The 26,602-nt window shown below is 59.7% G+C and carries 28 protein-coding genes and 1 pseudogene; 11 read left to right on the forward strand and 18 right to left on the reverse strand.

Annotated elements, in window-relative coordinates; genetic code table 11:
- Positions 1 to 80 precede the first annotated feature (80 nt).
- On the forward strand, positions 81 to 1,031 hold the full coding sequence (locus tag GGE33_RS09965; protein ID WP_183822810.1) for a LysR family transcriptional regulator: 951 nt from the start codon (positions 81 to 83) through the stop codon (positions 1,029 to 1,031).
- A gap of 202 nt (positions 1,032 to 1,233) precedes the next feature.
- On the opposite strand, the gene GGE33_RS09970 is transcribed toward GGE33_RS09965, so the two are convergent.
- Both GGE33_RS09970 and GGE33_RS09975 read right to left on the reverse strand, forming a co-directional pair.
- Entirely contained in the window at positions 1,234 to 1,998 is a 765-nt protein-coding gene (locus tag GGE33_RS09970) for an RES family NAD+ phosphorylase (protein WP_183822812.1), read from the reverse strand.
- Positions 1,958 to 2,341: an MbcA/ParS/Xre antitoxin family protein gene (locus GGE33_RS09975; RefSeq protein WP_183822814.1), complete on the reverse strand. Its 384-nt coding sequence runs from the start codon at positions 2,339 to 2,341 to the stop codon at positions 1,958 to 1,960. The genes GGE33_RS09970 and GGE33_RS09975 overlap by 41 nt, the downstream gene beginning before the upstream one ends.
- Before the next feature lie 145 nt (positions 2,342 to 2,486).
- On the opposite strand from GGE33_RS09975, the gene GGE33_RS09980 reads away from it, so the two are divergent.
- Positions 2,487 to 3,119, forward strand: coding sequence for a LysE family translocator (locus tag GGE33_RS09980; protein ID WP_183822816.1), 633 nt, complete (start codon positions 2,487 to 2,489; stop codon positions 3,117 to 3,119).
- Positions 3,120 to 3,214: 95 nt separating this feature from the next.
- Here GGE33_RS09980 and GGE33_RS09985 read toward each other — a convergent pair whose 3' ends face one another.
- On the reverse strand, positions 3,215 to 3,637 hold the full coding sequence (locus GGE33_RS09985; protein ID WP_148143992.1) for an organic hydroperoxide resistance protein: 423 nt from the start codon (positions 3,635 to 3,637) through the stop codon (positions 3,215 to 3,217).
- A 194-nt stretch (positions 3,638 to 3,831) separates the two neighbouring features.
- Here GGE33_RS09985 and GGE33_RS09990 point away from each other — a divergent pair, with 194 nt between their 5' ends.
- The 3 genes from GGE33_RS09990 (at position 3,832) to GGE33_RS10000 (ending at position 5,425) form a co-directional block, all read left to right on the forward strand.
- The gene (locus GGE33_RS09990) at positions 3,832 to 4,245 is read left to right on the forward strand and encodes a MarR family winged helix-turn-helix transcriptional regulator (RefSeq protein WP_246436014.1); all 414 of its coding nucleotides are present in this window, start codon (positions 3,832 to 3,834) and stop codon (positions 4,243 to 4,245) included.
- Between the two features lie 36 nt (positions 4,246 to 4,281).
- Positions 4,282 to 4,992 (forward strand): helix-turn-helix transcriptional regulator, encoded by a 711-nt coding sequence (locus GGE33_RS09995; RefSeq protein ID WP_183822818.1) that lies wholly within the window; start codon positions 4,282 to 4,284, stop codon positions 4,990 to 4,992.
- A 61-nt stretch (positions 4,993 to 5,053) separates the two neighbouring features.
- Complete coding sequence (locus tag GGE33_RS10000) at positions 5,054 to 5,425, forward strand: DUF1330 domain-containing protein (protein WP_183822820.1); 372 nt, start codon at positions 5,054 to 5,056, stop codon at positions 5,423 to 5,425.
- Between the two features lie 117 nt (positions 5,426 to 5,542).
- Here GGE33_RS10000 and GGE33_RS10005 read toward each other — a convergent pair whose 3' ends face one another.
- From GGE33_RS10005 to GGE33_RS10015, 3 genes are all read right to left on the reverse strand, one after another.
- Positions 5,543 to 5,773, reverse strand: coding sequence for a hypothetical protein (locus tag GGE33_RS10005; RefSeq protein ID WP_183822822.1), 231 nt, complete (start codon positions 5,771 to 5,773; stop codon positions 5,543 to 5,545).
- A gap of 135 nt (positions 5,774 to 5,908) precedes the next feature.
- A complete protein-coding gene (locus tag GGE33_RS10010) occupies positions 5,909 to 6,625 on the reverse strand; it encodes a L,D-transpeptidase family protein (RefSeq protein ID WP_148143996.1) in 717 nt (238 codons plus the stop codon).
- A gap of 195 nt (positions 6,626 to 6,820) precedes the next feature.
- Entirely contained in the window at positions 6,821 to 7,663 is an 843-nt protein-coding gene (locus tag GGE33_RS10015) for a L,D-transpeptidase (RefSeq protein ID WP_183822824.1), read from the reverse strand.
- 275 nt (positions 7,664 to 7,938) lie between these two features.
- Here GGE33_RS10015 and GGE33_RS10020 point away from each other — a divergent pair, with 275 nt between their 5' ends.
- Complete coding sequence (locus GGE33_RS10020) at positions 7,939 to 9,933, forward strand: methyl-accepting chemotaxis protein (protein ID WP_148143998.1); 1,995 nt, start codon at positions 7,939 to 7,941, stop codon at positions 9,931 to 9,933.
- 89 nt (positions 9,934 to 10,022) lie between these two features.
- Here GGE33_RS10020 and GGE33_RS10025 read toward each other — a convergent pair whose 3' ends face one another.
- The 5 genes from GGE33_RS10025 to GGE33_RS10045 all read right to left on the reverse strand — a co-directional run bounded on the left by GGE33_RS10025 (position 10,023) and on the right by GGE33_RS10045 (position 16,829).
- On the reverse strand, positions 10,023 to 10,922 hold the full coding sequence (locus GGE33_RS10025; protein ID WP_183822826.1) for an alpha/beta hydrolase family protein: 900 nt from the start codon (positions 10,920 to 10,922) through the stop codon (positions 10,023 to 10,025).
- Positions 10,923 to 11,044: 122 nt separating this feature from the next.
- The gene (locus tag GGE33_RS10030; RefSeq protein WP_210303620.1) at positions 11,045 to 12,142 is read right to left on the reverse strand and encodes a hypothetical protein; all 1,098 of its coding nucleotides are present in this window, start codon (positions 12,140 to 12,142) and stop codon (positions 11,045 to 11,047) included.
- A gap of 197 nt (positions 12,143 to 12,339) precedes the next feature.
- The gene (locus GGE33_RS10035) at positions 12,340 to 13,971 is read right to left on the reverse strand and encodes a cisplatin damage response ATP-dependent DNA ligase (protein ID WP_183822828.1); all 1,632 of its coding nucleotides are present in this window, start codon (positions 13,969 to 13,971) and stop codon (positions 12,340 to 12,342) included.
- 256 nt (positions 13,972 to 14,227) lie between these two features.
- Positions 14,228 to 15,238 (reverse strand): ligase-associated DNA damage response exonuclease, encoded by a 1,011-nt coding sequence (locus GGE33_RS10040; protein WP_183822829.1) that lies wholly within the window; start codon positions 15,236 to 15,238, stop codon positions 14,228 to 14,230.
- A 55-nt stretch (positions 15,239 to 15,293) separates the two neighbouring features.
- Entirely contained in the window at positions 15,294 to 16,829 is a 1,536-nt protein-coding gene (locus tag GGE33_RS10045) for an MDR family MFS transporter (protein ID WP_183822831.1), read from the reverse strand.
- A 130-nt stretch (positions 16,830 to 16,959) separates the two neighbouring features.
- Here GGE33_RS10045 and GGE33_RS10050 point away from each other — a divergent pair, with 130 nt between their 5' ends.
- Positions 16,960 to 17,481, forward strand: a complete 522-nt coding sequence (locus tag GGE33_RS10050) for a MarR family winged helix-turn-helix transcriptional regulator (RefSeq protein WP_343062390.1) — start codon at positions 16,960 to 16,962, stop codon at positions 17,479 to 17,481.
- 3 nt (positions 17,482 to 17,484) lie between these two features.
- Here the strand turns inward: GGE33_RS10050 and GGE33_RS10055 are convergent, their stop codons facing one another.
- The gene (locus GGE33_RS10055; RefSeq protein ID WP_183822833.1) at positions 17,485 to 18,990 is read right to left on the reverse strand and encodes a diguanylate cyclase domain-containing protein; all 1,506 of its coding nucleotides are present in this window, start codon (positions 18,988 to 18,990) and stop codon (positions 17,485 to 17,487) included.
- A gap of 216 nt (positions 18,991 to 19,206) precedes the next feature.
- On the opposite strand from GGE33_RS10055, the gene GGE33_RS10060 reads away from it, so the two are divergent.
- Positions 19,207 to 20,580 (forward strand): TIGR03808 family TAT-translocated repetitive protein, encoded by a 1,374-nt coding sequence (locus GGE33_RS10060; protein WP_183822835.1) that lies wholly within the window; start codon positions 19,207 to 19,209, stop codon positions 20,578 to 20,580.
- Here the strand turns inward: GGE33_RS10060 and GGE33_RS10065 are convergent.
- On the reverse strand, positions 20,577 to 20,870 hold the full coding sequence (locus GGE33_RS10065) for a type II toxin-antitoxin system RelE/ParE family toxin (protein ID WP_246435920.1): 294 nt from the start codon (positions 20,868 to 20,870) through the stop codon (positions 20,577 to 20,579). The genes GGE33_RS10060 and GGE33_RS10065 overlap by 4 nt on opposite strands.
- 11 nt (positions 20,871 to 20,881) lie before the next feature.
- Positions 20,882 to 21,163 (reverse strand): ribbon-helix-helix domain-containing protein, encoded by a 282-nt coding sequence (locus GGE33_RS10070; protein ID WP_183824068.1) that lies wholly within the window; start codon positions 21,161 to 21,163, stop codon positions 20,882 to 20,884.
- A gap of 233 nt (positions 21,164 to 21,396) precedes the next feature.
- Between GGE33_RS10070 and GGE33_RS10075 the strand changes: the two genes are divergently transcribed.
- The gene (locus GGE33_RS10075) at positions 21,397 to 22,050 is read left to right on the forward strand and encodes a glutathione S-transferase family protein (protein WP_183822839.1); all 654 of its coding nucleotides are present in this window, start codon (positions 21,397 to 21,399) and stop codon (positions 22,048 to 22,050) included.
- A 2-nt stretch (positions 22,051 to 22,052) separates the two neighbouring features.
- Here the strand turns inward: GGE33_RS10075 and GGE33_RS10080 are convergent, their stop codons facing one another.
- On the reverse strand, positions 22,053 to 22,943 hold the full coding sequence (locus tag GGE33_RS10080; RefSeq protein ID WP_183822841.1) for a LysR substrate-binding domain-containing protein: 891 nt from the start codon (positions 22,941 to 22,943) through the stop codon (positions 22,053 to 22,055).
- A gap of 143 nt (positions 22,944 to 23,086) precedes the next feature.
- Here GGE33_RS10080 and GGE33_RS10085 point away from each other — a divergent pair, with 143 nt between their 5' ends.
- Positions 23,087 to 23,266, forward strand: a complete 180-nt coding sequence (locus tag GGE33_RS10085) for a hypothetical protein (protein ID WP_183822843.1) — start codon at positions 23,087 to 23,089, stop codon at positions 23,264 to 23,266.
- 45 nt (positions 23,267 to 23,311) lie between these two features.
- On the opposite strand, the pseudogene GGE33_RS10090 reads toward GGE33_RS10085, so the two are convergent.
- Together GGE33_RS10090 and GGE33_RS10095 are read right to left on the reverse strand one after the other, a co-directional pair.
- Positions 23,312 to 23,935 (reverse strand): annotated as a pseudogene (locus tag GGE33_RS10090) (glutathione S-transferase family protein).
- A gap of 78 nt (positions 23,936 to 24,013) precedes the next feature.
- Positions 24,014 to 25,021, reverse strand: a complete 1,008-nt coding sequence (locus GGE33_RS10095) for an asparaginase (protein ID WP_183822845.1) — start codon at positions 25,019 to 25,021, stop codon at positions 24,014 to 24,016.
- Positions 25,022 to 25,112: 91 nt separating this feature from the next.
- Here GGE33_RS10095 and GGE33_RS10100 point away from each other — a divergent pair, with 91 nt between their 5' ends.
- Entirely contained in the window at positions 25,113 to 25,850 is a 738-nt protein-coding gene (locus tag GGE33_RS10100; protein ID WP_183822847.1) for a DUF3750 domain-containing protein, read from the forward strand.
- 76 nt (positions 25,851 to 25,926) lie between these two features.
- On the opposite strand, the gene GGE33_RS10105 is transcribed toward GGE33_RS10100, so the two are convergent.
- Positions 25,927 to 26,073 (reverse strand): DUF1127 domain-containing protein, encoded by a 147-nt coding sequence (locus tag GGE33_RS10105; RefSeq protein WP_148144014.1) that lies wholly within the window; start codon positions 26,071 to 26,073, stop codon positions 25,927 to 25,929.
- Positions 26,074 to 26,602: the final 529 nt, after the last annotated feature.

Here is a 26,602-nt window from a genome sequence, read left to right on the forward strand (position 1 = left end):
GGCTGAGGACATTTTTACGCCGACACCGCTCGTGAGATAATCGACTGGATTCTCTTCGAGTTGATGAGTAAAATTCAGCAATGGCAATTTTCTCACCCACCGATCTGTCACCGTTTCTGGCGCTGGCGCGACACAAGAGCTTTCGTCGCGCGGCCGACGAACTGGGCTGTACGCCATCTGCGCTCAGCCATTCCCTGAAGGCGCTGGAGGAGCGGCTGGATGTGCGGCTGTTCAACCGCACGACGCGCAGCGTGGCGCTGACGGAGGCCGGCGAGCGGCTGCTTTCGCGCGTCGCCCCCGCCTTCCGCGATATCGAGGATGCGCTGGACGACCTCAACAATTTTCGCGGCACGCCGGTCGGGCGGTTGCGGATCAATGCCTCGCGGCCTTCAGCGCGGATGGTGCTTCTGCCGCTGGTCGCGCGGTTTCTGGAGGCCCATCCGAGGGTCGGCATCGAGATTGTCATCAACAACGAGCTGGTCGACATGGTGTCGGAAGGGTTCGATGCCGGTGTTCGTTTCGGCGAAATCATTGCGCAGGATATGATCGCGGTTCCGATCGGTCCAAGGCAGCGGACAGCGATCGTCGCGACGCCCGACTTTTTCGAAAAACATCCGAAGCCGGTTACGCCGGAACAGTTGAAATCCCTGCCCTGCATCGGCTTTCGTTTCGGCACGGGTCGGCTTTACGCCTGGGAATTCGAGCGTGGCGGTGTGGAACTGTCGGTGGAGGTGGATGGCGCCCTTGTGCTCGACGATCAGGACATGATGGTGGATGCAGCACTTGCAGGTGCTGGCATTGCCTTCACCTTCGAGGATCAGGTGAAGGACCTGGTGTCGGATGGCCGGCTCACGCGCATGCTCGAAGACTGGTGCCCCTATTATTCCGGCTTCTATCTCTATTACCCGAGCCGTCGCCAGATGCCGGCGGCCTTGCGCGCCTTCGTCGATTTCGTCAGGCGGACAGAAACGGGCAATCCGCATGATACGCGGCAAACGCGCATAATTGCCGCAGATAGCAGTTATTCTTGATTTCAACACAATCATGGATTACATAAGCTTCATCGGCATTGCTGATGAGCGCTTAACCCATGTGCTGCTCGCAATTGCCGCCGCTGCTTTCAGCTTTTGACCACGGATGTACTGGCACTGGTGGGTAAAGCGGCGATGAGAGAGGTCGGAGCAACATTGCCCCGGCCTTTTTTCGTTTTTACACCCGACATTCTGAGGCCGATCAGGGCTTGATCACCGCCGCTATACGTGGATCGTCAGCAAAATCGGCAATTGAAAATCCCATTCTCAGTAGCGGATGATTGCGGATCGCCTGTACGCCTGCCCGTGACAGGCGAATTCGCCATGTCTGCCGTTCTGATGGTTCAGGCGCAGCAAAGGCGGAGGCCATCAGCAGCGCGATATTCAACCCGCCCTCAGGATCGCGAACAGAACGGTAGACGATCGCTTCGGCATCGGCGCTGCGGGCGGTTTCAGCGAAAGCCTGGCAGGCAGCGTAGTCCTGTCGATCTTCCCAGGCCGCACGATCCCGATCGAATGGGGCTGTGGTGAGGTCCAGGATCTTTGCGCTGTCGATCGAGACGGCAAAGGCCGTGTATTCGGCGGGATTGGACGGCAGCGGCGTGGCCGGAGATTCTGCGAAGAACAACAAACGGTAAAACGCCATTTCGGCAATCGCGGTGGAAATCTCGAAGGCCGCATAGAAAACGCCCGGTGTCTTGCCGGCGCGGCGGAAACGGGAGCCATGCGGATAGGCCGCGCCGTAACGGAACGGCGTCTTCAACAGATAATCCAGCCCTTCGCATTCCGGCGGATAGGCGGGCTTGGTTTCTTCCAGAAGGTTTTCAAGCAGCGCCTGCTCATCGACATGATCGACCAGCTTCATCGTCGAGACACGATGCTGCGCCTCGACGAGACGCCAGACAGTCGTGCTCAGCCGTCTGAACTCAGACGAGAGCGCGGCGGGCATCCAGATAGGCAAGGACATCAGTCAGACCGGAAATGGAGAGGATCTTGTCGGCGGGAATACCGGAGAGAGCCGTGTTGTGGTTCTTCAGCCAGGCGCGCGCCACCTGTTCATCGCCGCCGGTGATGGCATCGAGGGAGCGGAAAAGACGGATCAGCAACAGCGCCAGCTCGAAGGGTTTTGTGCCCTTTTCCAGGAGATGATCCAGCCGCTTCATGCGCGATACGGAGGCTTCCGACACGCCGACAATGCCGGCAAGCGTGCGGGCGCTGAGGCCGAGCCGGTCTGCAGCCGCGACAGTGGCCTTGGTCACCACCTGCGCTTCCGAGATGACGAGATCGGGATTTTTCGATGCGTAAGCCATGGCATTATTCCTTTCCCACGAAAGAATATAAACGATATCTTTCCAAAGACAATGGTTTTGCAGATTTTCGGATGAGATGACCTGATGGCTTTTGGCCGGGCTAAAGAATAGTGTTTCGCCTATCATTCTCGCCAAGGATCACCCGATGCCATCTGTCGAATTGCTGATCACCTTCTTCATCACGACTGCGGTGTTCGCCTATATTCCCGGCCCGGCGATGCTCTATGCCGCGGCGCAGACAATGGCGCGGGGGCGCAAAGGCGGGCTGATGGCAACGCTCGGCATTCATCTGGGCTGTTATGTGCATGTGGTTGCTTCTGCTGCCGGGCTTTCCGTTCTCTTCCATGCAGTGCCGACGCTTTATCTGGCGGTAAAGATGATCGGAGCGGGCTATCTGATCTGGCTCGGTATCTCGCTTTTTAGAGCCAGGACAAGCGGCGATCCTTCCCTGCCCGTGATCGGCCAGAAATCCGCCCGCCGCGCCTTTGTGGAAAGCATTACAGTCGAGGTGCTGAACCCGAAGACGGCGATCTTCTTCATGGCCTTCCTGCCGCAATTCGTCGATGCGTCGGCGGCCTTTCCCGTCTGGCTGCAGTTCCTGATCCTCGGCGCGGTGGTGAACCTCACTTTCTCGTCCGCCGATATCGTCTGCGTGTTTCTCGCAGGCGCCGTCGTCAAGGGCCTGAAGAAATCGGCCGCGGCGCAAAAGATGATGCAGCGGGCCGGCGGGGCGGTTCTGATCGGGCTTGGCGCTCATCTCGCCCTGCAACGGAACTGATATGGCAAAACGGCCGGAAGCCCCGAGGCTTCCAGCCGTTTTAAAAACATGGTCCGGATGCCGCCCGAAGACGGCACCTCATATGCCTACGATGTTCAGGCGACCGTGACCGGAACTTCCGTGGCGGTGCGCATGGCATGGCTGTAGGGGCAAACGATATGCGCCTTGGCGACCAGATCTTCGGCCTGTGCCTTGTCCATTCCGGGGATCGAAACGGAGAGCGAGACTTCGATACCGAAGCCGGTGCCGTCTTCACGCGGGCCGATGCCGACCGTTGCCGTCACCTTGGCGTCTTCCGGGATCTTCACCTTTTCCTTGCCGGCAACGGCCTTCAGCGCGCCGAGGAAGCAGGCGGAATAACCGACTGCGAAAAGCTGTTCGGGGTTGGTGCCGGTTGCGCCGTCGCCGCCGAGTTCCTTCGGGACTGTCAGCGTGACATCGAGAACGCCGTTTTCAGAGGCGCCGTGGCCTGCACGGCCGCCGGTGGCAGAACCCTTGGTGGTATAAAGAATGGGCATGTTCGTACTCCCTTCGGTTAAATCGTTCGCAATTCAATTGCGTGCAATAGATTTATGCGCATTGCATTCTGACGTCAAGCCTGCGAGAATAGATTATGAAAGAGATAGAGCACGGTTTCGTGATGACAGGGGCAGAGCCGAATAAAAACGATGAGGTCGAAAGCCGCGAGGCAGCAGCCGGCGGGCTGGATGCGATGCTGTGTTTCGCCATCTATGGCGCGGCGCATGCGTTTACGCGCGCATACAAGCCCCTGCTCGAACCGCTCGGACTGACCTATCCGCAATATCTGGTGATGATGGCACTCTGGGCGGAAGATGGTCAGAAGGTGAAGGCGCTCGGCGACAGGTTGGGGCTCGACTCCGGCACGCTCTCGCCGCTCCTCAAGCGACTGGAGCAATCCGGCCTCGTCAAGCGCAAGCGCGATGCGGAAGACGAACGGCAGGTGAAGATCACGCTGACGCCGCAGGGGCTGGAGCTGAAGGATCGGTCAGCCGGCGTGATGCAAGCCATCGGCAAGGCGACAGGATGCAGCCTCGAAGAGGTGGGAACGCTGAGGGCCGCGCTGGTGGGGCTGAAGGATCGGCTTGAGGGGGCCGAGGAGAAGTAGGAAGCGGGCACCGAACTTGCCGAGGGATATCTGCATATGTCGCGAACGGGTCGATTATTTGAACTACTCGGCATACTGCGAGCACGCAGGATACCCGTCACTGCCCTCGATCTCGCGGATCGGCTGGGGGTGTCGGAGCGGAGCATATACCGGGATATAGATACGTTGCGCGCTTTGGGAGCGCCGATCGATGCACAAGCGGGCATTGGCTTTTGTCTGAGAGATGGCTACTTCCTTCCAGAATTCGCATTTTCACCGGACGAACTGGACGCGATCAAGCTCGGCTTGAGTTGGGTGCAGCAACGCGCCGATCCGGCGCTGGCACATGGCAGCGAAAGCGCATTGGCAAAGATCCTTTCCGTTGGAAAGGCACCTTCTGCGACGAGCGATGAAGCGTCTGGCCTTATAACGGCGGCGCCATCGTCGGAGCTTGTCGACCCTCCACACGCCGCATCATTGCGAGAGGCCATTCGTCGGCAGCGCAAAGTCGAGATCAGCTATGAAGACGCTCATGGTTCATTGTCGGATCGCACCATCTGGCCGATAGCCATCGTCTATTTCGACGGTGTGCGGGTACTCGCCGCATGGTGCGAACAGAGATCGGCCTTCCGTCACTTCCGCATAGATCGGTTGCAACTGACAACCGTTTTGCAGGAGCGTTATCCCGGCCGACGACAATCGATCGTGAAACAGTGGCACGAACAGGATCGCGACTGGCGTTCACTCCTGACAGTTTCTGACAAATGAACACGCTATTCGTTTGCCGGGTGCACGCCCTCCGAGCAAAGTGTTTAAGAAAGATAAGCGAATGGCTGAATTGTCCCCAGCTGCAGTCGAGGTCTTCCTGAGTGAAGCCGACGACACGCCCATCGTGATGCTGAACCTGATCAACTTCAAACCCGATGACGGACGGGAAAGGTATCGCCAATACCATAAGATGGCCAAGCCGATTTTGGCGCGCTTTGGCGCACAAATTCTGTTTGGCGGTGACGGCCTGCCTCTGCTCACCGCAGGGCCGGCAGCAGGGTGGGATGCTGCCGTGCTGGTTCAATATCCAAATCGGTCGGCATTCAAGAATATGGTCGCCGATCCTGGATATCAGGAGGCATTCAAGGTCGGAATTTCGGCCATTGCGGATATCGTACTGCAGCCCATGAAGCACATGCACGGCCTCATATAAGAGGAGCATTTGCGGTTGGCCCAGTTGGCTGCCCGCGCGGCTCAATCACCCTCCGGCATCCGCTTCGCCCGCAAGTCAGCCGTGATGCAAAGCCTGCATCACGGTTCGACCAAGTCATCACGCCGAAAATTTTACCGTCACGCCGCGCTGGCGAAAATAGGCCTGCATCAGTTTGCGGCCGGAACGGTTGTTCTGCGAGATTTTGGCCGGATCGAAGACGGCTTCCTTTTGGCCGGCCTTTGCCAGAGCAGCTTTCAGAGATGCGATATGGGTGTCGATATCGGCATTGTCCGCGTGGAGCGATTCATAGATGCGGTTGGTTGCGTCTTCTACGGTCAGTTCGGTCATGTTGCGCTCCTGCTTTTATTCGGCTGGCGCTTAACACATGTTTCGGTGCGATCCTAGAAATGTTCGCGTAGACTGACGTGCCGGAAAGAAAATCCCCGGCACGAGGCCGAGGATAACATCTTGAGAAGAGTTCCGTTATTGCCAGACCACGATGCGTGTCTTGGCGGGAACGCGTTCATAAAGGTCTACGATGTCCTGGTTCATCAGGCGCACGCAGCCGGAGGAGACGGCCTTGCCGATCGAGTTCCACTCCGGCGAGCCATGCAGGCGGTAAAGCGTGTCCTGGCCGTTCTGGAATATATAGAGCGCGCGGGCGCCGAGCGGATTGTTGAGGCCGGGAGCCATGCCGCCGTTTTTGGCGGAATATTTGACCAGTTCGGGCTGGCGGGCGACCATCTCATCCGGCGGGGTCCATTTCGGCCATTTCTGCTTCCACTGGATGACGCCCTCGCCTGACCAGGAAAAGCCTTCGCGGCCGATGCCGACGCCGTAACGCATGGCAGAGCCACCCGGCTCGACCAGATAGAGGAAGCGCGAGGGCGTATCGACGACGATCGTGCCGGGGCGCTCGCCGGTCGGATCGACGACGCGCTGGCGATAATAACGCGGATTGATCTTCTGATAGGGGATGGCCGGGATGACGAAACCGCCATCTTGCACGCTGCCATACATCTGGGCCGCATCGGCATCGTATCCGGCCGGCTCCGGCGGCTGGGTGCTGATGCCGTCTCGATAGGTGATGACCTGCCCGCCATATGGCGTGGTCGAGGCACAGCCGGCAAGCGTCGAGGCTGCGCCCGCGCCGAGAAGAGTAAGGAAGCTCCGGCGAGAGAAGGAAGTGTCGAATGTCATGTCAGGGAGAACCATCCAGAGGAACGCGATAACGCAAAGCTTAATCGAACGATCTCGAAGGCGAAAGGTTCCAGCAGCATATGCTCCACCTCTAAGAGACGGGTCTGCGGCAAATCGGCAACGTTTACATTGACCGAAGGAACGCAAGAAGCCGCCTTGCGGGCGGCTCCAGGCTTATAGTCAACGGATAATCGGTCAGGTAACGACGATCGGAGTGCCGTTCGGAACACGATCAAAAAGATCGATGACATCCTGATTGAACATGCGCACACAGCCCGAAGACGTGGCCTTGCCGACAGACTGCCAGTCCGGCGTTCCATGGACGCGGTAGAGCGTGTCCTTGCCATCCTTGAATATATAGAGCGCGCGGGCACCGAGCGGATTGTTGAGGCCTGGGGTCGCGCCGCCCTCGGCGGCAGCAAACTGGCGCAGGCCTGGATCACGGGACACCATCTCATCGGGCGGCGTCCAGCGTGGCCATTTCGCCTTGCGCTGGATCACGCCGCGACCGGACCATGCGAAGCCGGCCTTGCCGAGCCCGACGCCATATCGCATCGCCTTGCCGCCCGGCTGAACCAGATAGAGGTAGTGTGCACGGGTATCTACGATGATCGTGCCCGGCGCCTCGTTGGTGCGATAGTCGACTTGCGATCTCAGGAAACGCTGATCGACGCGCGAATAGGGGATCGCCGGAAGCGTGTGGTCGGCGTCGCGCGTGACGTCGTACATGGTTCGATAGACGGGGTTGGAAACAGGCAGGCCGTAGGTCGCGCCGAGATCGTATTTCTGGTGGAAATCCGACGGGTAGAGCTGACGTTTCTGCGGGATGGCACCCGGCATTGGCGGCGGCTGGTTAGACGGAGGATCCTGATAGGGCGGGACGTGGAAAACCGGAGCCGTTTCCTGAACGAAAACATTCGGGTTCACGCGGCTGGTATCGGTGACGAACGGAACCTGGCAACCGGCGAGCGCCGTCGTTGCAATCAGTGCGGCCGCAAGACCGGTGGCGCGGCGAAACGATGAAAATGTGTTCGGCATAAAGACCCGCTCGAGCAGATGACGTCTATGTACACTCTGGCAGGTGGCGCTGGCGCGAAGCTGGTGTGTCTGGCGCAGCGCGCATTCCCGCGATCAGGAACGGTTCGAAACATGTTTAATCAAATTTAAATGCGCCCAGGCTAGATCTCACACGACGGTGCAAGAGGTTCAGCCGCGATGGGAGCGGTGGTGATCGTCATGTAATCGGTTCAGACAGCATCCCTGCGTATGACAGCATTTTCGCACGGGATCGCCCTTTCCCAATAGGAAGCGAAATGCAGTTCCTCGAAAATGCAAAAATCCGCACGAAGATCGTCGCGGTCATCGCACTGATGGGTGCGATCGCACTCATCGGGCTTTTCTATGTCAGCATGCAGTTCAAGAATGCCGACGAACGATACTCCTATTTCATTTCGCACGAGAGCACGGCTGCAACGCTGAATGCGCGCGCAACGGCCGGATTGCTGCAGATGGGCCTGCAGCTCGGCCTGATGCAGGTCAATGATCCGGCCTCGCCGGAATTTGCAGCTGCCGTGAAAAAATACGAAGGCGACCGCGACCTGATGAAGCAGCGCGTCGGCATGACCGTGGATCTCGTACCCACACGCCGCGCTGCCGCCGACGCCATATTGAAGGCAGTCGATGAATTCGACCAGCTGGGCCAGCAGGTCATCACGCTCGCCAAGAACGGCCAGGCGATCCAGGCACGCGCTGCCATGCGCGATGCCGGCGCCAAGGTCATGCAGGTCCTGCCGCTTTTCGCCTCCGGTAATGACGAGTTGATGAAGACGGTCGATGCCGGCACCGCCGAACTTCAGGCCGATACCAACGATACGATCATCACCGGCGTGATTGCATTGGGCATTTCGCTTGCCGTGCTTATCCTGCTTGGCCTCTACGTCGCCTCGCGCGGGATTACCGGCCCGATCGCTCGACTGAGCGACCGCATGGCGGAACTTGCTTCGGGAGAAACCAATCGCGAGATCCCTGGTCTCGACCGCCGCGACGAGATCGGCACGATGGCGCAGGCGGTTCAGGTGTTCAAGGACAACGCCCTGAAGACGCAGGCGCTTGAAAGCGAAGCGGAAGCACAGCGCAGCCTCACAGAAGAGCAGCGCCAGCGCAATGCCGAGGATGCCCGCATCCGCGCCGAAGCGATGGCTGAAGCCACGAATGGCCTTGCCACAGGTCTCAAGCACCTCTCCTCCGGCGATCTGACATTCCAGCTGAACCGGGCCTTCGCCCAGGAATTCGAAAGCCTGCGCGCAGATTTCAACGCCACAGTTTCGCAGCTGCGCGGAACGCTCGGCTCGGTCGCCCAGGCGACAAGCTCGATCGATTCGGGCTCGCGCGAGGTCAGCCAGAGCGCCGACGATCTTTCCAAGCGGACCGAACAGCAGGCCGCTTCGCTGGAAGAAACCGCCGCCGCCCTCGACCAGATCACGACCAACGTGTCGAACTCGTCGAAGCGTGCGGAAGAAGCCCGCACCGTTGCTATCCAGGCAAATGAAAGCGCCCGCCAGTCCGGCGTCGTCGTTGCCAACGCGGTCAACGCCATGGAACGGATCGAGGAATCGTCCGGCCAGATTTCCAACATCATCGGCGTGATCGATGACATTGCCTTCCAGACCAATCTTCTGGCACTCAACGCCGGCGTCGAGGCCGCGCGTGCGGGTGAAGCGGGCAAGGGCTTTGCCGTTGTCGCACAGGAAGTGCGCGAACTGGCACAGCGTTCCGCCCAGGCAGCCAAGGAGATCAAGGATCTCATCGGCAAGTCGTCGGTCGAGGTCGAGACCGGCGTCAAGCTGGTCAGCGAAACCGGTACGGCGCTGAAGACGATCGAGACCTATATCGTCACGATCAACCAGCATATGGATTCGATCGCCACCTCCTCGCGTGAACAGTCGGTCGGCCTCGCGGAAGTCAACACCGCGGTCAACCAGATGGACCAGGTGACCCAGCAGAATGCAGCGATGGTGGAAGAAGCCAATGCTGCAGGCGCCACGCTGGCCACGGAATCGGGTCGTCTGCGCGAACTGGTATCGCAGTTCCAGCTCGGCCAGGGTTCGAGCGCAGGCTTTTCGCAACAGACAGGTGCACTGCGCCAGACGGCATCGATGATGGCCGCGCCGGTGAAAGCCGCCTCGCGCGGCACTGCACCGGTCGCCTCGCCAGCACGCGGCATGGTCGGCAAGCTTGCCCAGGCCTTCGGCGGCGGTCGCAGCGGCGCTGCGGCGGCACCGGCAGCGGACAACTGGGAAGAGTTCTGATCATCAGATCAGCGACATGAAAAGAAGAGGCGGGATCAAGATCCCGCCTTTTTTATTGGCTCGACAAACGGCCCCGGCAGCACCCGCGATCAGGCAAACTGGTTGAAAAAATGGATGCTTTCGACAACGGCACCGGGGACGACACCGTTATGCGTGCCCGGTAGCAGTTTCTTTTCGATCGAGACGCTTGCCGATCTTGCCCGCTCCATCAGCAACTCATGGTCCTTGTCAAACGGACGTTCCTCAGAGCCGCGCAGCAGATATGTCGGGCATTTGAGGCTGGCGCCGAAACAGGCGGAGGAGCGCATGACGAATTCCATCGGATCCGCCGGATCAAACGGCATTTCGTTCGAATATCGACCGAAATAGCGCCAGGCGCTGACACCGGCCGAGATAGGCGCGGCGGCGCGGAATTTGCGCGTCATCGAGGCGAGCAGCGCCAGCGTGCCGCCATTCGAATGACCGGCGATGAAGAAGCGATTGCGGTCTATTCCGGGCAGATTTTCCAGATAGGTCGCAGCCGCCAGCGCATCGGCGGTTTCATCGTAGAAGCCGGAGTAATAACCGGCCTGTCCGTTCTCCCCACGGAAGGACGGCAGAAGAACAACAAAGCCTGCTTCCCAATAGGGTTTCATCAGTTCCCAATGGCCGTCGCCGGTGGCATTTCCGCCGTGAAGGAAAAGCACTGCGGGTTTCAGTGTCTTCGACGGCTCGTAATGGGAAAGCCAGGCGATCAGCTGGATCGAACCATCCGGGCCGCCCGGATAGGTAACGCGTGTTGCACCCGGCGGTGTGCCGAGCGGCGGCGAGACTTCCGGCGACGGCCCCTTGCGCAGGAGAGAGGTGCGAAAATGTTTGCGCGCCTGCGCATAGTCCCGGTTTTCAAGCGGCGGGATATCCGGCGTCGGGAAGGGAGTGGCAGCGAGAGCACTTCTGGAAAGGGCACCGGCGGCGATGCCGGCAAGCACGAGGCGGCGGGTCACGATCATGGGCGAAACATCCGGAAGCGGAACGAACACATGGCACTCTTAGCAGACGATAAAATGCTGCGTGTCACATGTTCGTCAATGGGGCCGGAGGCGTTCAAGAAAACGAAAGCCGGACTGCCGCCCTATTTCCAGCTCAGATGATCGGCAGCCGAGCAGCCACGCGGTGCGCGGTCATCGCCAAAACGCTTCTGCAACTGGCCGCAGCCCCACTCGTTGAGCGGGCCGGGCATGACGTTATTGATCTCCATGCCGATCTGGTCGAATTGCGTCGGCGACGTGGTGACGTACCAGGCCCAGTAACCGAGCGCAGCGACCACGACGAGAATGATGCCGACGAGAAGCGTCTTGAAGCCCTGCATCCATTGAAGTTTCTTCTTCGGTGCGGCTTGCGGCTCGATTTCATTGGCATCCGCCTCGGCGGCACGGATCGAAGCGAGTGCCGTCTCGCGCTCTTCTGCCGTCAGGTCAATGCGCTGAAGTCCGGCATCTATCATCACCGGCAGGGCCGTCTTTCCATGGCGGACGGCGGCACCGACCGGATTGCCCTGCGGATCAGTCAGGAACAGGGGCTCCTCATCGCGCCCAAACAGCGTGTAGGCCGTGCGCTTGGTCATGCCGGGCGCGAGCTTGTCCACATAGGTGACGAACAGGCGTTTGCGGCTCTTCTTCGCGGCAGTGACCGCGACCGGGATCAGCGTCAGTTCCGCCGGCCTGCATATCTGGCCGCGCACGCGCCAGACACGGATCGCCAGAAACACCATTGCGCCGCTGAGAAGCACCATCAGGCCTCCAAGGACGGCGAAGGAGATGGCCCGGTTCCAGAGCTTTTCCAGGCCGAGTGTCAGCGTGGCGAGTTCGGGGCGATCGGCGGCGATGACGAGTTCGGTCATGTAGTCGCCGGAATGCATATCGACAAAGAAGAAATGCGTCTCCGTCTCATAAGCTCGCCCCTGGTAGCTATAAGCAAGCTTTGCCTCGCATTCAGTCATCACGCCCTTTCGCGTGGTGCACTTGCCGTTGCGGATGTCTCCGTCCTGCAGCACGACCGGGTTGCGGCTGATCTGATAGTCACGCCAAAGGCCCGGCCCCTGCCACCAGATGATGAAACCGGCAAGCACCATGATGACCGGCACGAACCAGAAGAAGCCGCGCGGCAGGGAAACCGCGCTGGACTTGAGAGATAGCGGGCGGCGAGGCAGTGCAATTTCAGGAATGGACATCGTATTTCTCAAATATGCGCGTTGGCGATCTCGCCCACGGGGCTTTGAAAATGCAAGGCGACACGGGAAGGCCGCCGGGCGGGACAAGCGGATTGGTGCGTCGCAGAAGGCGCAACCGCTGCGGCCAAAATAATCACCTTGGCGTGAGAGGCATCCGCTAACTGACGTCATGCACAATTTAAGCATGATCGAAAATTTCAGGTTTTCGCCTCGCGTGTCTCGATCATTGCGACAAGCGTTTCCAGCCGGTCGGCATCGCGCGGCAGCTTATCCTGCCTGAGCCTTGCAATACGGGGAAAGCGCATGGCGACGCCGGATTTGTGGCGGGTGGAGCGAGCGATGCCCTCGAAGGCGACTTCCAGCACGAAGCCGAAATCGGGCGTCGCCTTGACCGCCCTCACCGGGCCGAAACGGTCGATCGTGTTATCGCGGACGAACTTGTCGAGCACTTCCAGTTCCGCGTCAGTGAAGCCGAAATAGGCCTTGCCGACGGGCACGAGCTGTTCCCCCTCATCAGTCGTGGTCCAGACGCCGAAGGTGAAGTCGGAATAATAGCTCGAGCGTTTGCCGTGGCCGCGTTGGGCGTAAAGCATGACGGCATCGATGTTATAGGGATCGCGCTTCCACTTGAACCACGGCCCCTTGAGGCGACCGGCCTGATAGGAGCTGTCCTTGCGCTTGATCATCACGCCTTCGATGACCGGATCGGGCGGGTCGGCTCTCAACCGGTCGAGTTCGCTCCAATCGGTGAAGGGCACCAGATCGGAGAGATCGAACCGGTCGTGAGGGGCTTTGTCGATTACATCAGCCAAACGATCGCGACGGGTGAGAAAGCCCTGATCGCGAATGTCCGCCTCGCCCTGAAACAGAAGATCATAGGCGCGGACGAAGGCGGGATATTCGTCCATCATCTTTCCCGTAACCGTCTTGCGGTTGAGGCGCTGCTGCAGATCGGAGAAAGTTCGGGTCGGAGCGTTGGTCCGCTTCGTGCCGCCGACGAGCAACTCGCCATCGATGACGCCGTCGAAATTGATCGCCTCGACGACATCCGGGAAAGCGTTGGTAATATCATCGCCCGAGCGGGAATAGAGTTTCTTTGTGCCGCTGTAACTCGACATCTGCACGCGGATGCCGTCCCATTTCCATTCGGCAGCATAATCGGCCGGATCGAGCTTTTCGAGATCACCGTCTTCCACCGGATTGGCGAGCATGACGGAATGGAAGATCGCCGGGGTGGCAAGAACCGGCTTGTCCGCCCTGCCCTCCAGCCAGGCGAACAGGCTTTCGTAGGGTGGTGTGAGGCCATGCCAGAGAGTTTCGATCTCGATGATGTCTTTTCCGCTCATATCGGCCAGCGCCTGCTTGGCGAGACGGGCGGATACCCCGATGCGCAGCGACCCGGTGGCAAGTTTGAGGAAGGCGAAACGGCCGGATGTGTCGAGCTGGTCGAGCAGATCGCGCACGGCACCGCGAACTTCGGTGCGACCGAGCGAATTCATCCGCTTGACGACCTCCGACAGGCGGGGTTGCGGGGCATGGTCGGCAACGTCCTTGGCGCCGCCATCCCAGACGAGCGAGATGGTTTCGGCGAGATCGCCGACATAATCGTAAGAATAACGGAACAGGACCTCGTCCATCCGCTCCATGACCAGTTCACGCAGCATGGCAGGCTTGACGCTTTTCAAATCCAGCGCGCCGGCAAGGGCTGCGAGGCCATAACCGCGATCGGGATCGGGTGTGGTGCGGAAATAATCGACGAGCAGGGTGAGCTTGCCGTTGCGGGATGGGGTGAGGACGAGGCGGTCGAGCAGGGTTGCGAAGGGTTTCATGGGGGAGTCTCCCCGGTGGCCGGGGCTTTGCCGTGCCAGCCCCCCTCTGGCCTGCCGGCCATCTCCCCCACAAGGGGGGAGATCAGCTGGGCGTAATGGCTTGCCTCGATCAAATTCAACGAAAGAAGAGACGGTTTAATCGATGCACTCGCAAACGCCTGAGCTGGGCAAGGTGCAGGCCACCTGTGATCTCCCCCCTTGTGGGGGAGATGGCCGGCAGGCCAGAGGGGGGTGTTTCGATGCGGACGGGCGTTCATCAATCCCCCTCATCCTCATAGCCCACGAGATGCAGCGGCCTTGCCGGAATGCCCTGCAGCTCGCACCACCTTACCAGCGCCTCCTCGCGCCCATGGGTGACCCAGACCTGTTGCGGGGCAATCTCCCTGATCGTGGACAGGAGTTCCGGCCAGTCGCAATGGTCGGAGACGACGAGCGGCAGTTCGACACCGCCCTGTTTGGCGCGCTGTCGGACCATCATCCAGCCGGAAGCAAACGAAATCAGCGGTTCGTTGAAACGCCGCGCCCAGCGATCCTGAAACGCCGATGGCGGGCCGACGACGATGGCGCCTGAAAATTCCGTGGGCTTGCTCTTTTCGATGGTTGCAGGCCTCAAATCACCAAGTTCAATGCCCTGCCCCCGATAATAATCGCAGAGCCGCGCCAGTGCGCCATGGATATAGATCGGGTCGGAATAGCCATTGTCGCGGATCAGGCGGATGACGCGCTGCGCCTTGCCGAGCGCATAGGCGCCGACAAGATGGCTACGCTCGGGAAACTGTTTCAACGAGGTGAACAGTTTTGCGATCTCGACCTTCGGGTCGGGGTGATGGAAGACCGGCAGGCCGAAGGTTGCTTCGGTAATGAAGACATCACAGGCGATCGGCTCGAAGGGATCGCAGGTCGGGTCTACACCACGCTTGTAATCGCCCGAGACGACGATGCGCATGCCGTCCTTTTCGATGAGGATCTGGGCCGAGCCGAGAACATGGCCGGCCGGTTTGAACATCACCTTGACGCCGTTGATGAAGATTTCCTCGCCCCAAGCGGCCGCCTGTTCGCTGCCTGCAAAATCCTCTCCGTAACGGATCGCCATGATGTCGAGCGTCTGGCGTGTGGCGAGCACATGGCCATGGCCAGAGCGGGCATGATCGGAATGACCATGGGTGATCAGCGCCCGTTCGACGGGGCGGACCGGATCGACGTGGAAATTTCCGATGGGGCAGAACAGCCCGGCGGGAGTCGGATGAAGCAGAGCCTCGGGTTTCATGCCTATCAAGATAGGCGACAACCCGAGACTTTCGAGAGGCGCAGTTTCGAGGACCTCAGGCCGCCGCCTTTTCCTCTTTCGGCTGGCTTGCTGCCTGCATCGTCGGAAGCTGGATCGGCTTCAGGCACAGAGCTGCGACGAGGCCGATCAGGGCGATGGCTGCCGCAACGAGGAAGAGCGGCGAGAAGACATCATGATAGACGGCCGCCACGGCCTGACGCGATGCCTCGGGCAAGGTGGCCAGGATCTTTGGCGTCAGCGTCTCGATATCGGGCAGTCCGGGGATTTCGACCGGATGAGCCTTGAGGCCCGTGCCGATGATCGCACCGAAGAGCGAGATGGCGATCGAAGCGCCGCCCATGCGCATCAGCGCCACGGCGCCGCTTGCGGCCCCGACATCGCCGCGCGGCACGGCATTCTGCACGCCGATGATCGGCGCCTGCTGGCCGAAACCGACCGAGAGGCCCTGCAGGAACATGATCATCGCGACCATGACCAGAGAAACATCGTGACCGATCTGCGAGAAGCAGAAAAGCATGACGACGCTCATGGCCAGGCCGATCACGGTAAAGGGCTTATAGCGCCCGGTAATCGAGATCAGCCGGCCGGCGGAAATCGAGCCGGTCACGATGCCACCGGTCAGCGCGATGAAGAACAGGCCGGCGGCAGAGGGCGAAAGACCGGTCGTTGTCTGCAGGAAGAGCGCATAATAGTTGACTAGGCCGATGCCGACCGAACCAGCGCAAAGCGAGATGATGAAGTAGAGCGAGAACGTGCTATCGCGGAAAAGCTTGAGCGGCACGATCGGTTCCGGCACGCGGCTTTCGACGAAAACCCAGAGGCAGGCACAGACGATGCCGCCAGCCAGAAGGGCGAGCGAAGCCGGTGCAATGAGCGAGCCGAAAATCTGGCGGCTGTCGGCAAAGGCGACGAGGCAGGTGATCGTCGCGGCCAGGACTGCGGCGCCGATATAGTCGATCCTGGGCTGACGCGTCGGGCGGCGATAGGGCAACATCAGGACGAGACCGGTGATGACGATGACGCCGAGCGGCAGGTTGATGAGGAAGATCGACCGCCAGCCGAAGAGATCGCTCATCGTGCCGCCGAGGACGGGGCCGAGGCTGCCGGATGCCATGATCATCAGACTGGAATAGCTCTGGTATTTGGCGCGTTCGCGCGGCTCGAAGAGATCGGCATTGATCGAGAAGATCGACACCATGATACCGCCGCCGCCCAGTCCCTGAAAGACGCGGGCAGCGATAAGGCTATCCATCGACCATGCAAAACCGCAGGCGAGCGAACCGAGCGTGAAGATGACGATCGCAGCCAGCATGACGTATTTGCGGCCGAAAAGATCGCCCAGCTTGCCATAAATGGGCATTACGGCGCTGGTGGCGAGCAGAAAGGCGGAACTGACCCAGCCGAAACGCTCCATCTGGCCGAATTCGCCGACAATCGTCGGCAATGCCGTCGAGACGATCTGGTTGTCGAGCGTCGCCATGAAAAGCGCCGCCATCAGGAAGCAGAAAACGATCAATCGCTGGCGGTGGCTGGCAACCAGCGGGACGACGAGGGATGCGGGAGGTGTCATGGGCTATCCAGTGTGAGGCGCAATTTATGTGCCTTTAGCATATAATTGTCAATCGCACCCAGATGCGGGCGGCAGATAATTCTTGCCCGGATATACAGCTCTGCTATTTTCCTTCGCCATGACAAAGACAGTGACCGAAGAACACTTCTTTCAAGCCGCCGCCGATATTGCCCATATCAGCGAGGTGATGGGTAGGATGCGGCTGCTGATCGGCCGCAGGGTGATCAGCCGGACGCTGGTCGACAATCTTGCTCCAAGCCTCGAAATCTCACACCTGGATGCATTACGGGCAATGAACCGTATCGACGGCGAGGTCACGGTCGGTGCGATCGCCGATGTGATGCGGCTCGATCCTTCACGCGGGAGCCGGCTGGTCGCGGAACTGGTGACACAAGGGCTTTTGCGACGTGATGCATCGCAAGCTGACGGACGCCGGTCGATCGTCGTGCGCACGGAACTCGGCGACCAGCTGATGGCACAGGTCGACGCGACCAAACGACGGCTGCTTGCCTCCATGCTCGATGGCTGGAGTGAGGAGGAACTCAACGTCTTCGCCGGGCTGTTCGACAAGTTCGTCAGCAAGTTCGAGGAAACCTATCCGAACGAGAAGGCCGGCAGCCCGAGTGCCGCGCGTATCCTCACCAGCGCCTGACAATCACCCACAGATAGTCAGCCTGTCGCGGCCGAGTTCCTTGGCTTCGTACATGGCGCGGTCAGCGCTTGCCAGGAGATCCTCTGCAAGCTCGCCGTCCTCGGGATAGAAGGCGACGCCCATGCTGCAGGTCGCGCCGATGCTTTCTCCCTCAACCAAGACAGGTTCGGCAATGAGGGCCCGCAGCTTATCCAGACGCCGCAACACGCCGCTGCGGTCGCCATCCGGATTTGAGAAGACGATGGCGAATTCATCGCCGCCCAGCCTGACGATGAGATCGCTCGCACGGATACAGTGAGCCATGCGATCCGAAAGCGTCTTGAGAACTGCATCACCAGCTGCGTGGCCGTGGGTATCGTTGATCGCCTTGAAATTATCGAGGTCGATATAGGCAACCGTCACCTTGCGGCTTTCGCGCCGCGCCTCGTGCAGGCTGCGATTGAACTGGCTCCAGAAAAGCGTGCGATTGGGCAGGCCGGTGAGCGGATCGTGATGCGCCAGATGACGGATACGGCGTTCGCTTTCAGCACGCTCTATGGCAATGCCGGCAAGATCGGTGGCGATCGCCATCAACTCCAGTTCAATCGTCGTCGGCTCGCGCCTTGTGGGCGAATAAAGCGCGAACGTGCCAAGCACGCGCGCCTCGGCGCCGATGACCGGCGTCGACCAGCAAGAGCGAAAACCGAACAGGGAACCAAGCTCACGATATGGCTCCCAGAGCGGGTCGGCCTCTACATCCGCGACTGTCACGAGCGTACCGGTCCAGGCCGCCGTGCCGCAGGAACCACGACTTGGACCGATTTCGATGCTCTCGATGAGCTGCACATAGGAAGGTGAAAGACCGGGGGCCGCGCCTCCTGAGAACCGCTTGCGGTCCTCGTCAAGCAGCATTACGGCGCCCCTCACATCATGAAGCTGCGCCTCGATAAGCCGGACGATTGCATTCAGCACCACATCCAGCGGCTGACCACGCGCGATCATTTCCAGCAGGCGCGCCTGGCCGTGGCGCAGCTCTTCCTGCCGTTTTCGCTCGCTGATATCGCGCGAAATGCTGACCAGACCGACGATCTGCCCGGCAGAGTTCCTGAGCGCAATTTTCGAGATGGACAGCCAGAATGTCTTGCCGTCATGGCGGACGAGATATTCGTCCTGCTTCTCAACGGCCAAACCACTTTCCATCACCAGCTGCTCCATGGCGAAAAGCCGGTTGGCGGTCTCTCCGATGAAGACATCGAAATCGGTCTTGCCGATCAGGCTGGAGTAATCGCTGATATCGGCCGCACGGCAGGCTGCTTCGTTGGCGAAGACAAACCGGCTGCGGCGGTCCTTGATCGAAATGAAATCGGGCAACTGATCCAGCACCCTCAGCGCCGTCAGCTCCTGCAACGCCTCCGCAAGGTCCAGCGCGCAACCGCTGTCCATAACGGTGCGTCGCAATCGCTCGCACGCATCTTCCAATGCTTCCCTCGGCGTTTCCACCGTCATCTCATATGATACGGGAATTACCATGTCCGTCTCCAAGCCCCCGAAACGTCCAGAAATTGCATGCCCCACGCAATACACCTTAAAAAGCAATTACTACCCCTTGCTTAATAAAATCGTGCGATGACATGTCTTGTTGAGATGATTGCAAAGTTTTTACCCGGATACGCAAATATTTGTGACGCAGGTCGATCACAGATACTGCAATGGGAAACTATTTATTGACGTGGTGAGGCAAGCTGGATGATTTCGAAACGTCGACTGTTGACAGGGCTGGTCGCAGCGGCCTCGACTGCGGCTCTTGCCCGGTCGGCGGCAGCCCGATCACCGGCCATCTCCAGCGGCGAATTGCGTGGCTCCATCGATGCAAGCGCCCATGGCGTCGCACCGGGCGGAGGAGAAACGACGCGACGCAATCTCCAGCGGCTGCTCACCGAGGCTGCAGGGCGCAACATGCCTGTCTATCTGCCGCCCGGCGACTATCCGATATCGAGCCTTGATCTGCCCGATGGCACCCGCCTGATCGGGATTGCCGGCGCGACACGCCTGATCCTGTCCGGCTCCGGGATATTGCTGCGGGCCGAAAACGTGCGCCGCATCGAACTGTCGGGCCTGGCCATCGATGGTGCGGGGCGCGCGGCTGGTGGAGATGCCCCGGCGCTTGCGCTGTTTCGCAACGTGGCGGACCTCGCCATCGAAAATTGCGACGTGGCAAATGGGGGCAAGTCGGGGCTGCATCTTGAGGCATGCGGCGGCAGAATTACGCGCAACCGGATGACGCGCGCTGCCGAATACGGGCTTTATGCGGTCAATAGCGCCGATCTCACGGTCGCCGACAATATCGTCTCGGACTGTGGCAATGGCGGCATTCTCATTCATCGCTGGGAAAAAGGTCGGGATGGGACGATCGTTTCCGGCAATCGCATCTCGCGCACCGGCGCGGGTAATGGCGGCACCGGCCAGTATGGCAATGCGATCAACCTTTACCGCGCCGATGACGTGATCGTTTCCGGCAACCACATCTCGGATTCGGCCTTTTCCGCGATCCGCGCCAACAGCGCCTCGAATGCGATGATATCTGGCAATCACTGCAGCGCATCCGGCGAGACGGCGATCTACGCCGAATTCTCCTTCGAAGGCGCGATGATCTCAGGCAACTTGGTGGATGGCGCGGCCAACGGCATTTCGGTCGTCAATTTCAACGAGGGGGGACGGCTTGCCACCATCTCCAACAATATCGTCCGCAACCTGCGCCTGGTTGGCCCCTACACGGTCGAGGACCCGATCTTCGGCGTCGGCATCAGCGCCGAGGCGGATACGGCAGTGACGGGCAATATGGTCGAGAACGCGCCCTATGGCGGCCTGGCATTCGGTTTCGGCCCCTACCTGCGCAATGTCACGGCGACCGGCAATATCGTGCGCGACGCCGGGGTGGGCTGCGTCGTGACCGTGGTGGAAGGTGCAGGTGACGCTATCATCGCCAACAACATCTTTCAGGGGGCGAGACGGGGCGCGATCATCGGGTATCGGTGGAGAGAAGCATCGACCGGGGATCTGTCAAAGGGCGGCGCAGAGCGATTTTCGCATCTGACCATAGAAGGCAATCGGGCAAGCTAGAGATCGAGATCATCTTCATTAAAACCGACGTCCCTACCCCGGTTGAAGATACGGGCGATCAGCACTGTATTGTCCAGGACACGGAAAGCGATCGTTGCACGCCTTCGATAACCGACCAGTCGAAGGTTGGGATCGAGCTCCGAGCGGATACCTCGTTCCGGAAAATCCTCAAATGAGTGACAGTAATCAATCAGCCTATCGACATAGCGTCTGGCCACACGCTCGCCTGCCCTCGGCACGAGATAGGCCAACAGTTCCGCGACATCATCTTCAGCGTCGTCAGAAAACATGACCTCATATTTCATCGACGATCAGCGACCATGCGGTCGATCCTCGCATGCAGACGTTCGCGTGTCTCTTCAAGCGGACGAGCCTTCACCCGACCGGCATCGACCGCCTCTATCGTCGGCACGACTTCCTCGACCAGCCACTTTTCGATTGCCGCGTCGCGGGCGATCAGGGTGCGCAGGCCGTCGCGAATGACTTCGCTTTCGGATGCGTATTCACCGGAGGCGACCTTGGCCTTGACCATTTCCGCCATCTCGATCGGAAGCGTGATGCTGAGGGACTGGGTGGTGCGCATGGGAAGCTCCTTGAGGTTATCCGACACGATTTAATCCTATCGAAAACTTTCATGGGCGTCCAACCCAGGATGATCTTCCGTTCGTCACCGAACCTGCTTAGAGCATTTCTGGCGAAAATAGATTTCGCCAGAAGTGCTCTAATCATTTGTTTCACGCAATTCCGAACGCAAAACCGGTTCCCACTTTTGCTGGAATTGCTTTAGCTTCGCGCCAACTCATCAAGGAGATATCGATGCTGAAGATCTACGGGGTTTACCGTTCACGCGCGACGCGGCCACTCTGGCTTATCGAGGAAATCGGCCTGCCATTCGAGCTCGTGCCGATCATCCAGGCCTATCGCTTGGCTGACACGTCTGCCCCCGGCTGCCCGGTGCACACCCGCTCGGACGAGTTTCTTGCCGTCAATCCGATGGGATCGATCCCGTCGATGGACGACGACGGCTTCGTGCTGCATGAGTCACTTGCGATCTCGCTTTATCTCGCCCGCAAATATGGCGGCGAACTCGGCCCGAAGAATGTCGAGGAAGAAGCACTGATGGTGCAGTGGTCGCTGTTTGCGGCAACCAGCATCGAAACGGATGCGCTGAAGATCCAGTCAACCAAGGGCGACACGCCGGAAGGCATCGCAGCGATCGACGATGCAGCCGACTGCCTCGTCCGTCCTCTGGATGCGCTCGAAAAGCATCTTGAGACAACACATTATCTCGTTGGCGATCGGTTTACCGCCGCGGATATCAATGTCATCGAAATCCTGCGTTATGCACGCGGTTATCACTCGCTGTTCGACAACCGTCCATCGCTGAAGGCATGGTATGAGGCCTGCACCCATCGCCCCGGCTATCAGGCGATGTGGGCAAAGCGGAACGCCGAACCGGCAAATCCATAAGACTATTCAGGCTGCAAGGCCTCAAGCTCCTGCGTCAGCCATCGATGAAAGGCCTTGACCTTCGGTGGCTGGCGAATTCCGGCGGGCGTGACGAAATAATGCCCGAAGCCGGTCGCGGCGCGAATGGCAAAGGGCTCAACCAGCTTGCCCTGCGCCAGCGGATAATCGGCAAGCGTCTGCCAGGCGATCATGACGCCCTCGCCCCTTATCGTTGCGTCGAGACAGAGCGAGGCTTCATTGAAGACGTGACGGACCTGCATCTGCCGCCCCTCGAGGCCCACGCAACTAAGCCAGACATCCCAGGAAAACATCGCATGCCCGTCGATGATCGTGGGCAGTTCGAGAATGTCCTTCGGCTCGCGCAATTTCGCGGCCAGAGCCGGCGCGCAGACGGGAAAAACGAGCTGCGGCAACAGCAGGTCCGCATTCACACCCTGCCATTTTCCTGCCCCGACACGAATGCCGATATCCACGCCATCGGTGACGAAATCCGCCAGAGCGGTGGTCGCATCGATGCGCAGGCGGATCTCGGGATGCAATGCCGTGAACCGGTCGAGCCGGTGCACAAGGAAACGGGCTGCGAAGACCGGCGCCACGGAGATCGTCAGCAGCTTGTCATCTCGCGCTCGTCCGACAGCCACTGCTTCCGAAAGGCTGCGGAACCCGTCCGTCAGTCGCGCCAGCATAGGCCTTGCCGTATCCAGCGGCATCATGCCTTTCGGCAGGCGTTGAAAGACAGGATGACCAAGCTGCGCTTCCGCCTTGATCACCTGCTGGCTGACGGCGCCGATCGAAACGCCAAGCTCTGCCGCTGCGGCCTGCAACGAGCCCAAACGGGCGACAGCCTCCAGTGCCCGAAGACCATTCAGATGGACGAGATTCAGATTACTCATATAGAAAACCTATAACGAGTACCTGATAATGTCGATTGTAGTGACGCCGAACGAAGCACATATTCAACCTGCAAATGAAACCACCATTTGCGAGGTGAATAATGAACCCCCTCAAGATTTTCTTGAACACGATACTACAAACGATGTCGACCCGCTCGGCGGCCGAGGCCCTCCGACCAGACGCTCTCGACCATCCTGACATTCGGGCGATGGATCTGCTGCAGCTCGCAGACCTGCCCATGCCTTATCTTCCGATGCCGGCACCGATGGTAGCCGATGCCGAAGCTCAGCCGGAAAGCATGCCACTCGCGCGCTGCGCATAGAGCGTTCACCGCAATTTGGGATGCAAACCGGTTGCTGCTTCTGCTTCAGGCTGCCTTTTCTTCCGCCAGTGCCTTCTGCACGGCGGGACGCTCCAGCATCATGCGGTAATGCGCGTGTACGCGCGGAAAATCTGCGATTTCCACCCGGTCGCTCTTCAGCCATCCGGACATCAGGAAGAGATAGGGATCGGCGGTCGAATAGTGCTCTCCGAGCACATAGGGACCCTCGAGCATGCCGTCTTCGATAATGCGAAAACACTCGCTCATCACCTACGGCAGCTTGTTCTTCATGTCCTCGAATGAGGTTTCCTGATCGGCCCAGCGATAACCGCGCCGGCCATGCGCATGCGCAACATGCACGGTGGACGCCATGTAGGCGTTGAAGGCCTGCATCTTGGCAAAGAGGAAGGGATCGGCAAGCGGCGCAAGCCTCGCTTCCGGTGCCGCCTGGGCGATATAGCCGAGAATGGCAACGGTTTCCGTTACCACGCCCTTATCCGTGACAAGCGCCGGGACACGCCCCTTGGGATTGATCGCCAGATAGGCCTCAGACCGCTGCTCGCCCTCGGCGAAGTTCAGCTTCTTCACCTGATAAGGCAGGCCGGATTCGGCGAGTGCGATGTGACTGGCAAGCGCGCAACTGCCGGGCGAAAAATAGAACGTGTTCATCCACATCCTCCTGATCTGCAACAGTCATAACATGACAGGAGACGCAGACCAGTGCAGAGCGATGCCGATACGCTTCTATCAGGCGAACATGGCGTCGGTTACGCGGACATCACCGACAGGCATGCCGTTCCAGTTCTTCATCTGGCGGTTGGCCATGGCCATCAGCTTCGTCTGGGTTTCGCCACCCTTTTCGAAATAGCGGGAAATCAGCGCAAAGATCATCGCTTCGGCGGCGCGGGTCGTGCCGTCTTCGCATTTGACAGCCATGGCGAGGCCCTGGTCGGGAAGTGCTGCAACAAAAACGCCTTCGGCACCGGTCTTGGCAAAGATCTTGCCCGGAGCCACTTCCATCAGCTTCGTGCAGGCGCGATCAGTGCCGGCGACGTAAAAAGGCTCGGCCATGCAGGCATCGATCAGGCGTCGTGACGCCTTGGCACGCGATGCGGCAAGCCCTTCGCCGGTCAGCATTTTCGCGAAACCATGGGCCAGTCCCTTGAGCGGCACGGCATAGGTCGGGATGGAGCAGCCATCCGTGCCGCAATTGTCGGCGCCAAGCACTGCACCCGTCAGGCTCTGCATGACATCGCGGATTTCGCGCTGCAGCGGGTGATCGTAACCGACATAACCTTCGACCGGCGCGCCGGAATGGACACAGGTGCAGACGAAGCCGGAATGTTTGCCCGAGCAGTTGTTATGCAGCGCCGTCGGCTTGTCGATGGTTCGCGCCTGATGGATCAGGGTTGCCTGATCGGAAGACCAGTGCGCGCCGCATTCGAGTGAAGAGACATCGCGCCCGGCCTTGGCCAGCATGGATGCCGCCATTTCGACATGACGATCCTCGCCGGAGTGAGAGGCACAGGCAAAGGCGAGTTCTGCATTGCCGAAACCATAGGCGTCCGCAGCACCGCTCTCGATCAAGGGCAGCGCCTGCATGGCCTTGCAGGAGGAACGCGGGAAGACGCCGGCCTCAGCATCGCCGAAGGAGAACACCGTCTTTCCGCTTCCATCGACAACCACACCCAATCCTCTGTGACGGCTTTCGACGGAAGAACCGCGGGTCACTTCAACGGTAACGGGATTTTGCATGGTCTGTCCTGATTTTGCTGGCTTCTATGGCAACAAGAGATTGGTGGCAGGCTCTTATCCTGTTCGCGGAAGACTTGCACGGGAAATGCTTATGAAATCGGTAAAACGTCTGCTGGTCGTCATCTTCATCGTCTACCTGCTGCCGACCTTCGCGTCTGCGGGGCTTTGGGCAATGAAGGATCATCCATCCGGGTGGAGTGCGGCGCGCTGGACCTCGGCGGGCATCCTGCCCAAGCCCGAGGATAACAAGGATGCGGCGATCTACATCTTCTCCGCCATGACGGGTGGGCTTAAAGGTTCTGTCGCCAGCCACGCCTGGATCGTCACCAAGGAAAAAGGCGCATCGGCCTATACCCGTTACGACAAGGTGGGCTGGGGATCGCCGATCCGGCGCAATCACCGGGCGCCCGACGCCTACTGGTATTCGAACGAACCGCAGCTGGTCGCCACGGTCACGGGATCGAAGGCCGAGTTACTGATCCCGAAGATAGAAGGCGCGATCGCGGCCTATCCTTATGCAGAACCCGGCGGCTACACGATTTGGCCCGGGCCGAATTCCAATACGTTCGTCGCCTATGTGCTGCGCACCGTGCCGGAAATCGGCGCCGTGCTGCCGCCGCATGCGGTGGGGCGCGACTATCTGCCGAATGGTGAATTCGTTCATCTGGACGAAGACCGGCGCGACCTTCATGTAACGCTGCGTGGACTTGCCGGTTTCTCGGTCGGCCAGCGCAGCGGTCTGGAAGTGCATTTTCTCGGACTTGTCGCGGGCTTCGATCTTGCCCGACCCGGCCTCAAGATACCGGCACTCGGGCGGATAGGCATCTGATCCGGCGGAATCCCACAAAAGCAAAACGCCCGCGTCATGGCGGGCGTTTTCATCGAAGTATTTGCCTGTTTTTCGATCAGAAACCGTGGGCGGTCCGAGCGAAGCTGCGGATCTCGTATTGGGTGATCCCGAGATCTGCCAGTTCGCGCGTCGTCATCCGCTCCAGTTCGGCAACCGTCCGACGGTAGTTGCGCCAATTCGTCAAAGTGCGTTTCACGTTCATGATGGTCCCCCTTTCCTGGGCTTTCGAAACGGCGGCCGGTTGGTGGCGCCCTCTTGTTTCGATGCGTTTGTTATACGCGCGAAGACCGTCTTGAAGTAGCACTCGATTAGCAGCACACCCTTGCCAAATGAGCAGGGATTTTTGTGATCTCGGTCAAAGCAACCGCGCTAAAAATAGGCATACCTGAAAGAATTAAGCTCAAAAAACTCGCATCAATTTTGCGAAGCCTCGCTGCGGGCATGCCGCGCGCGTATGCCTGCTGCAGAAAAGGAAAAGGGCCGCCGAGGCGACCCTTCCATGAAATCTGGTCCGTTCAACGAACCCGGCCCGTCTCTCGACAGTCCGAAAGAAGATGTGGTTCAGGCCGAGGGCTGCCCCGTCAAGACCGCCACCTTTCCATTGCCCGTTACGCAGACCGAAATCTCATTAGACATTGGATCACCTTCCTTTCACTACGTTGACGATGACTAGAAAGTAGGTGTCATACGCATGTCTTGCAAGGCAAGTTATGTAACGCTGCGCGAATATA

It is taken from the genome of Aliirhizobium cellulosilyticum (assembly GCF_014198105.1).
Classification (GTDB): domain Bacteria; phylum Pseudomonadota; class Alphaproteobacteria; order Rhizobiales; family Rhizobiaceae; genus Neorhizobium; species Neorhizobium cellulosilyticum.

What these genes read in the sequence shown, in the direction of transcription:
- GGE33_RS09965 (WP_183822810.1), top strand. Translation starts at nt 81, where the DNA reads ATGGCAATTTTCTCACCCACCGATCTGTCACCGTTTCTGGCGCTGGCG.
- GGE33_RS09970 (WP_183822812.1), bottom strand. Translation starts at nt 1,998, where the DNA reads ATGTCCTTGCCTATCTGGATGCCCGCCGCGCTCTCGTCTGAGTTCAGA.
- GGE33_RS09975 (WP_183822814.1), bottom strand. Translation starts at nt 2,341, where the DNA reads ATGGCTTACGCATCGAAAAATCCCGATCTCGTCATCTCGGAAGCGCAG.
- GGE33_RS09980 (WP_183822816.1), top strand. Translation starts at nt 2,487, where the DNA reads ATGCCATCTGTCGAATTGCTGATCACCTTCTTCATCACGACTGCGGTG.
- GGE33_RS09985 (WP_148143992.1), bottom strand. Translation starts at nt 3,637, where the DNA reads ATGCCCATTCTTTATACCACCAAGGGTTCTGCCACCGGCGGCCGTGCA.
- GGE33_RS09990 (WP_246436014.1), top strand. Translation starts at nt 3,832, where the DNA reads ATGCTGTGTTTCGCCATCTATGGCGCGGCGCATGCGTTTACGCGCGCA.
- GGE33_RS09995 (WP_183822818.1), top strand. Translation starts at nt 4,282, where the DNA reads ATGTCGCGAACGGGTCGATTATTTGAACTACTCGGCATACTGCGAGCA.
- GGE33_RS10000 (WP_183822820.1), top strand. Translation starts at nt 5,054, where the DNA reads ATGGCTGAATTGTCCCCAGCTGCAGTCGAGGTCTTCCTGAGTGAAGCC.
- GGE33_RS10005 (WP_183822822.1), bottom strand. Translation starts at nt 5,773, where the DNA reads ATGACCGAACTGACCGTAGAAGACGCAACCAACCGCATCTATGAATCG.
- GGE33_RS10010 (WP_148143996.1), bottom strand. Translation starts at nt 6,625, where the DNA reads ATGACATTCGACACTTCCTTCTCTCGCCGGAGCTTCCTTACTCTTCTC.
- GGE33_RS10015 (WP_183822824.1), bottom strand. Translation starts at nt 7,663, where the DNA reads ATGCCGAACACATTTTCATCGTTTCGCCGCGCCACCGGTCTTGCGGCC.
- GGE33_RS10020 (WP_148143998.1), top strand. Translation starts at nt 7,939, where the DNA reads ATGCAGTTCCTCGAAAATGCAAAAATCCGCACGAAGATCGTCGCGGTC.
- GGE33_RS10025 (WP_183822826.1), bottom strand. Translation starts at nt 10,922, where the DNA reads ATGATCGTGACCCGCCGCCTCGTGCTTGCCGGCATCGCCGCCGGTGCC.
- GGE33_RS10030 (WP_210303620.1), bottom strand. Translation starts at nt 12,142, where the DNA reads ATGTCCATTCCTGAAATTGCACTGCCTCGCCGCCCGCTATCTCTCAAG.
- GGE33_RS10035 (WP_183822828.1), bottom strand. Translation starts at nt 13,971, where the DNA reads ATGAAACCCTTCGCAACCCTGCTCGACCGCCTCGTCCTCACCCCATCC.
- GGE33_RS10040 (WP_183822829.1), bottom strand. Translation starts at nt 15,238, where the DNA reads ATGAAACCCGAGGCTCTGCTTCATCCGACTCCCGCCGGGCTGTTCTGC.
- GGE33_RS10045 (WP_183822831.1), bottom strand. Translation starts at nt 16,829, where the DNA reads ATGACACCTCCCGCATCCCTCGTCGTCCCGCTGGTTGCCAGCCACCGC.
- GGE33_RS10055 (WP_183822833.1), bottom strand. Translation starts at nt 18,990, where the DNA reads ATGGTAATTCCCGTATCATATGAGATGACGGTGGAAACGCCGAGGGAA.
- GGE33_RS10060 (WP_183822835.1), top strand. Translation starts at nt 19,207, where the DNA reads ATGATTTCGAAACGTCGACTGTTGACAGGGCTGGTCGCAGCGGCCTCG.
- GGE33_RS10065 (WP_246435920.1), bottom strand. Translation starts at nt 20,870, where the DNA reads ATGTTTTCTGACGACGCTGAAGATGATGTCGCGGAACTGTTGGCCTAT.
- GGE33_RS10070 (WP_183824068.1), bottom strand. Translation starts at nt 21,163, where the DNA reads ATGCGCACCACCCAGTCCCTCAGCATCACGCTTCCGATCGAGATGGCG.
- GGE33_RS10075 (WP_183822839.1), top strand. Translation starts at nt 21,397, where the DNA reads ATGCTGAAGATCTACGGGGTTTACCGTTCACGCGCGACGCGGCCACTC.
- GGE33_RS10080 (WP_183822841.1), bottom strand. Translation starts at nt 22,943, where the DNA reads ATGAGTAATCTGAATCTCGTCCATCTGAATGGTCTTCGGGCACTGGAG.
- GGE33_RS10085 (WP_183822843.1), top strand. Translation starts at nt 23,087, where the DNA reads ATGTCGACCCGCTCGGCGGCCGAGGCCCTCCGACCAGACGCTCTCGAC.
- GGE33_RS10095 (WP_183822845.1), bottom strand. Translation starts at nt 25,021, where the DNA reads ATGCAAAATCCCGTTACCGTTGAAGTGACCCGCGGTTCTTCCGTCGAA.
- GGE33_RS10100 (WP_183822847.1), top strand. Translation starts at nt 25,113, where the DNA reads ATGAAATCGGTAAAACGTCTGCTGGTCGTCATCTTCATCGTCTACCTG.
- GGE33_RS10105 (WP_148144014.1), bottom strand. Translation starts at nt 26,073, where the DNA reads ATGAACGTGAAACGCACTTTGACGAATTGGCGCAACTACCGTCGGACG.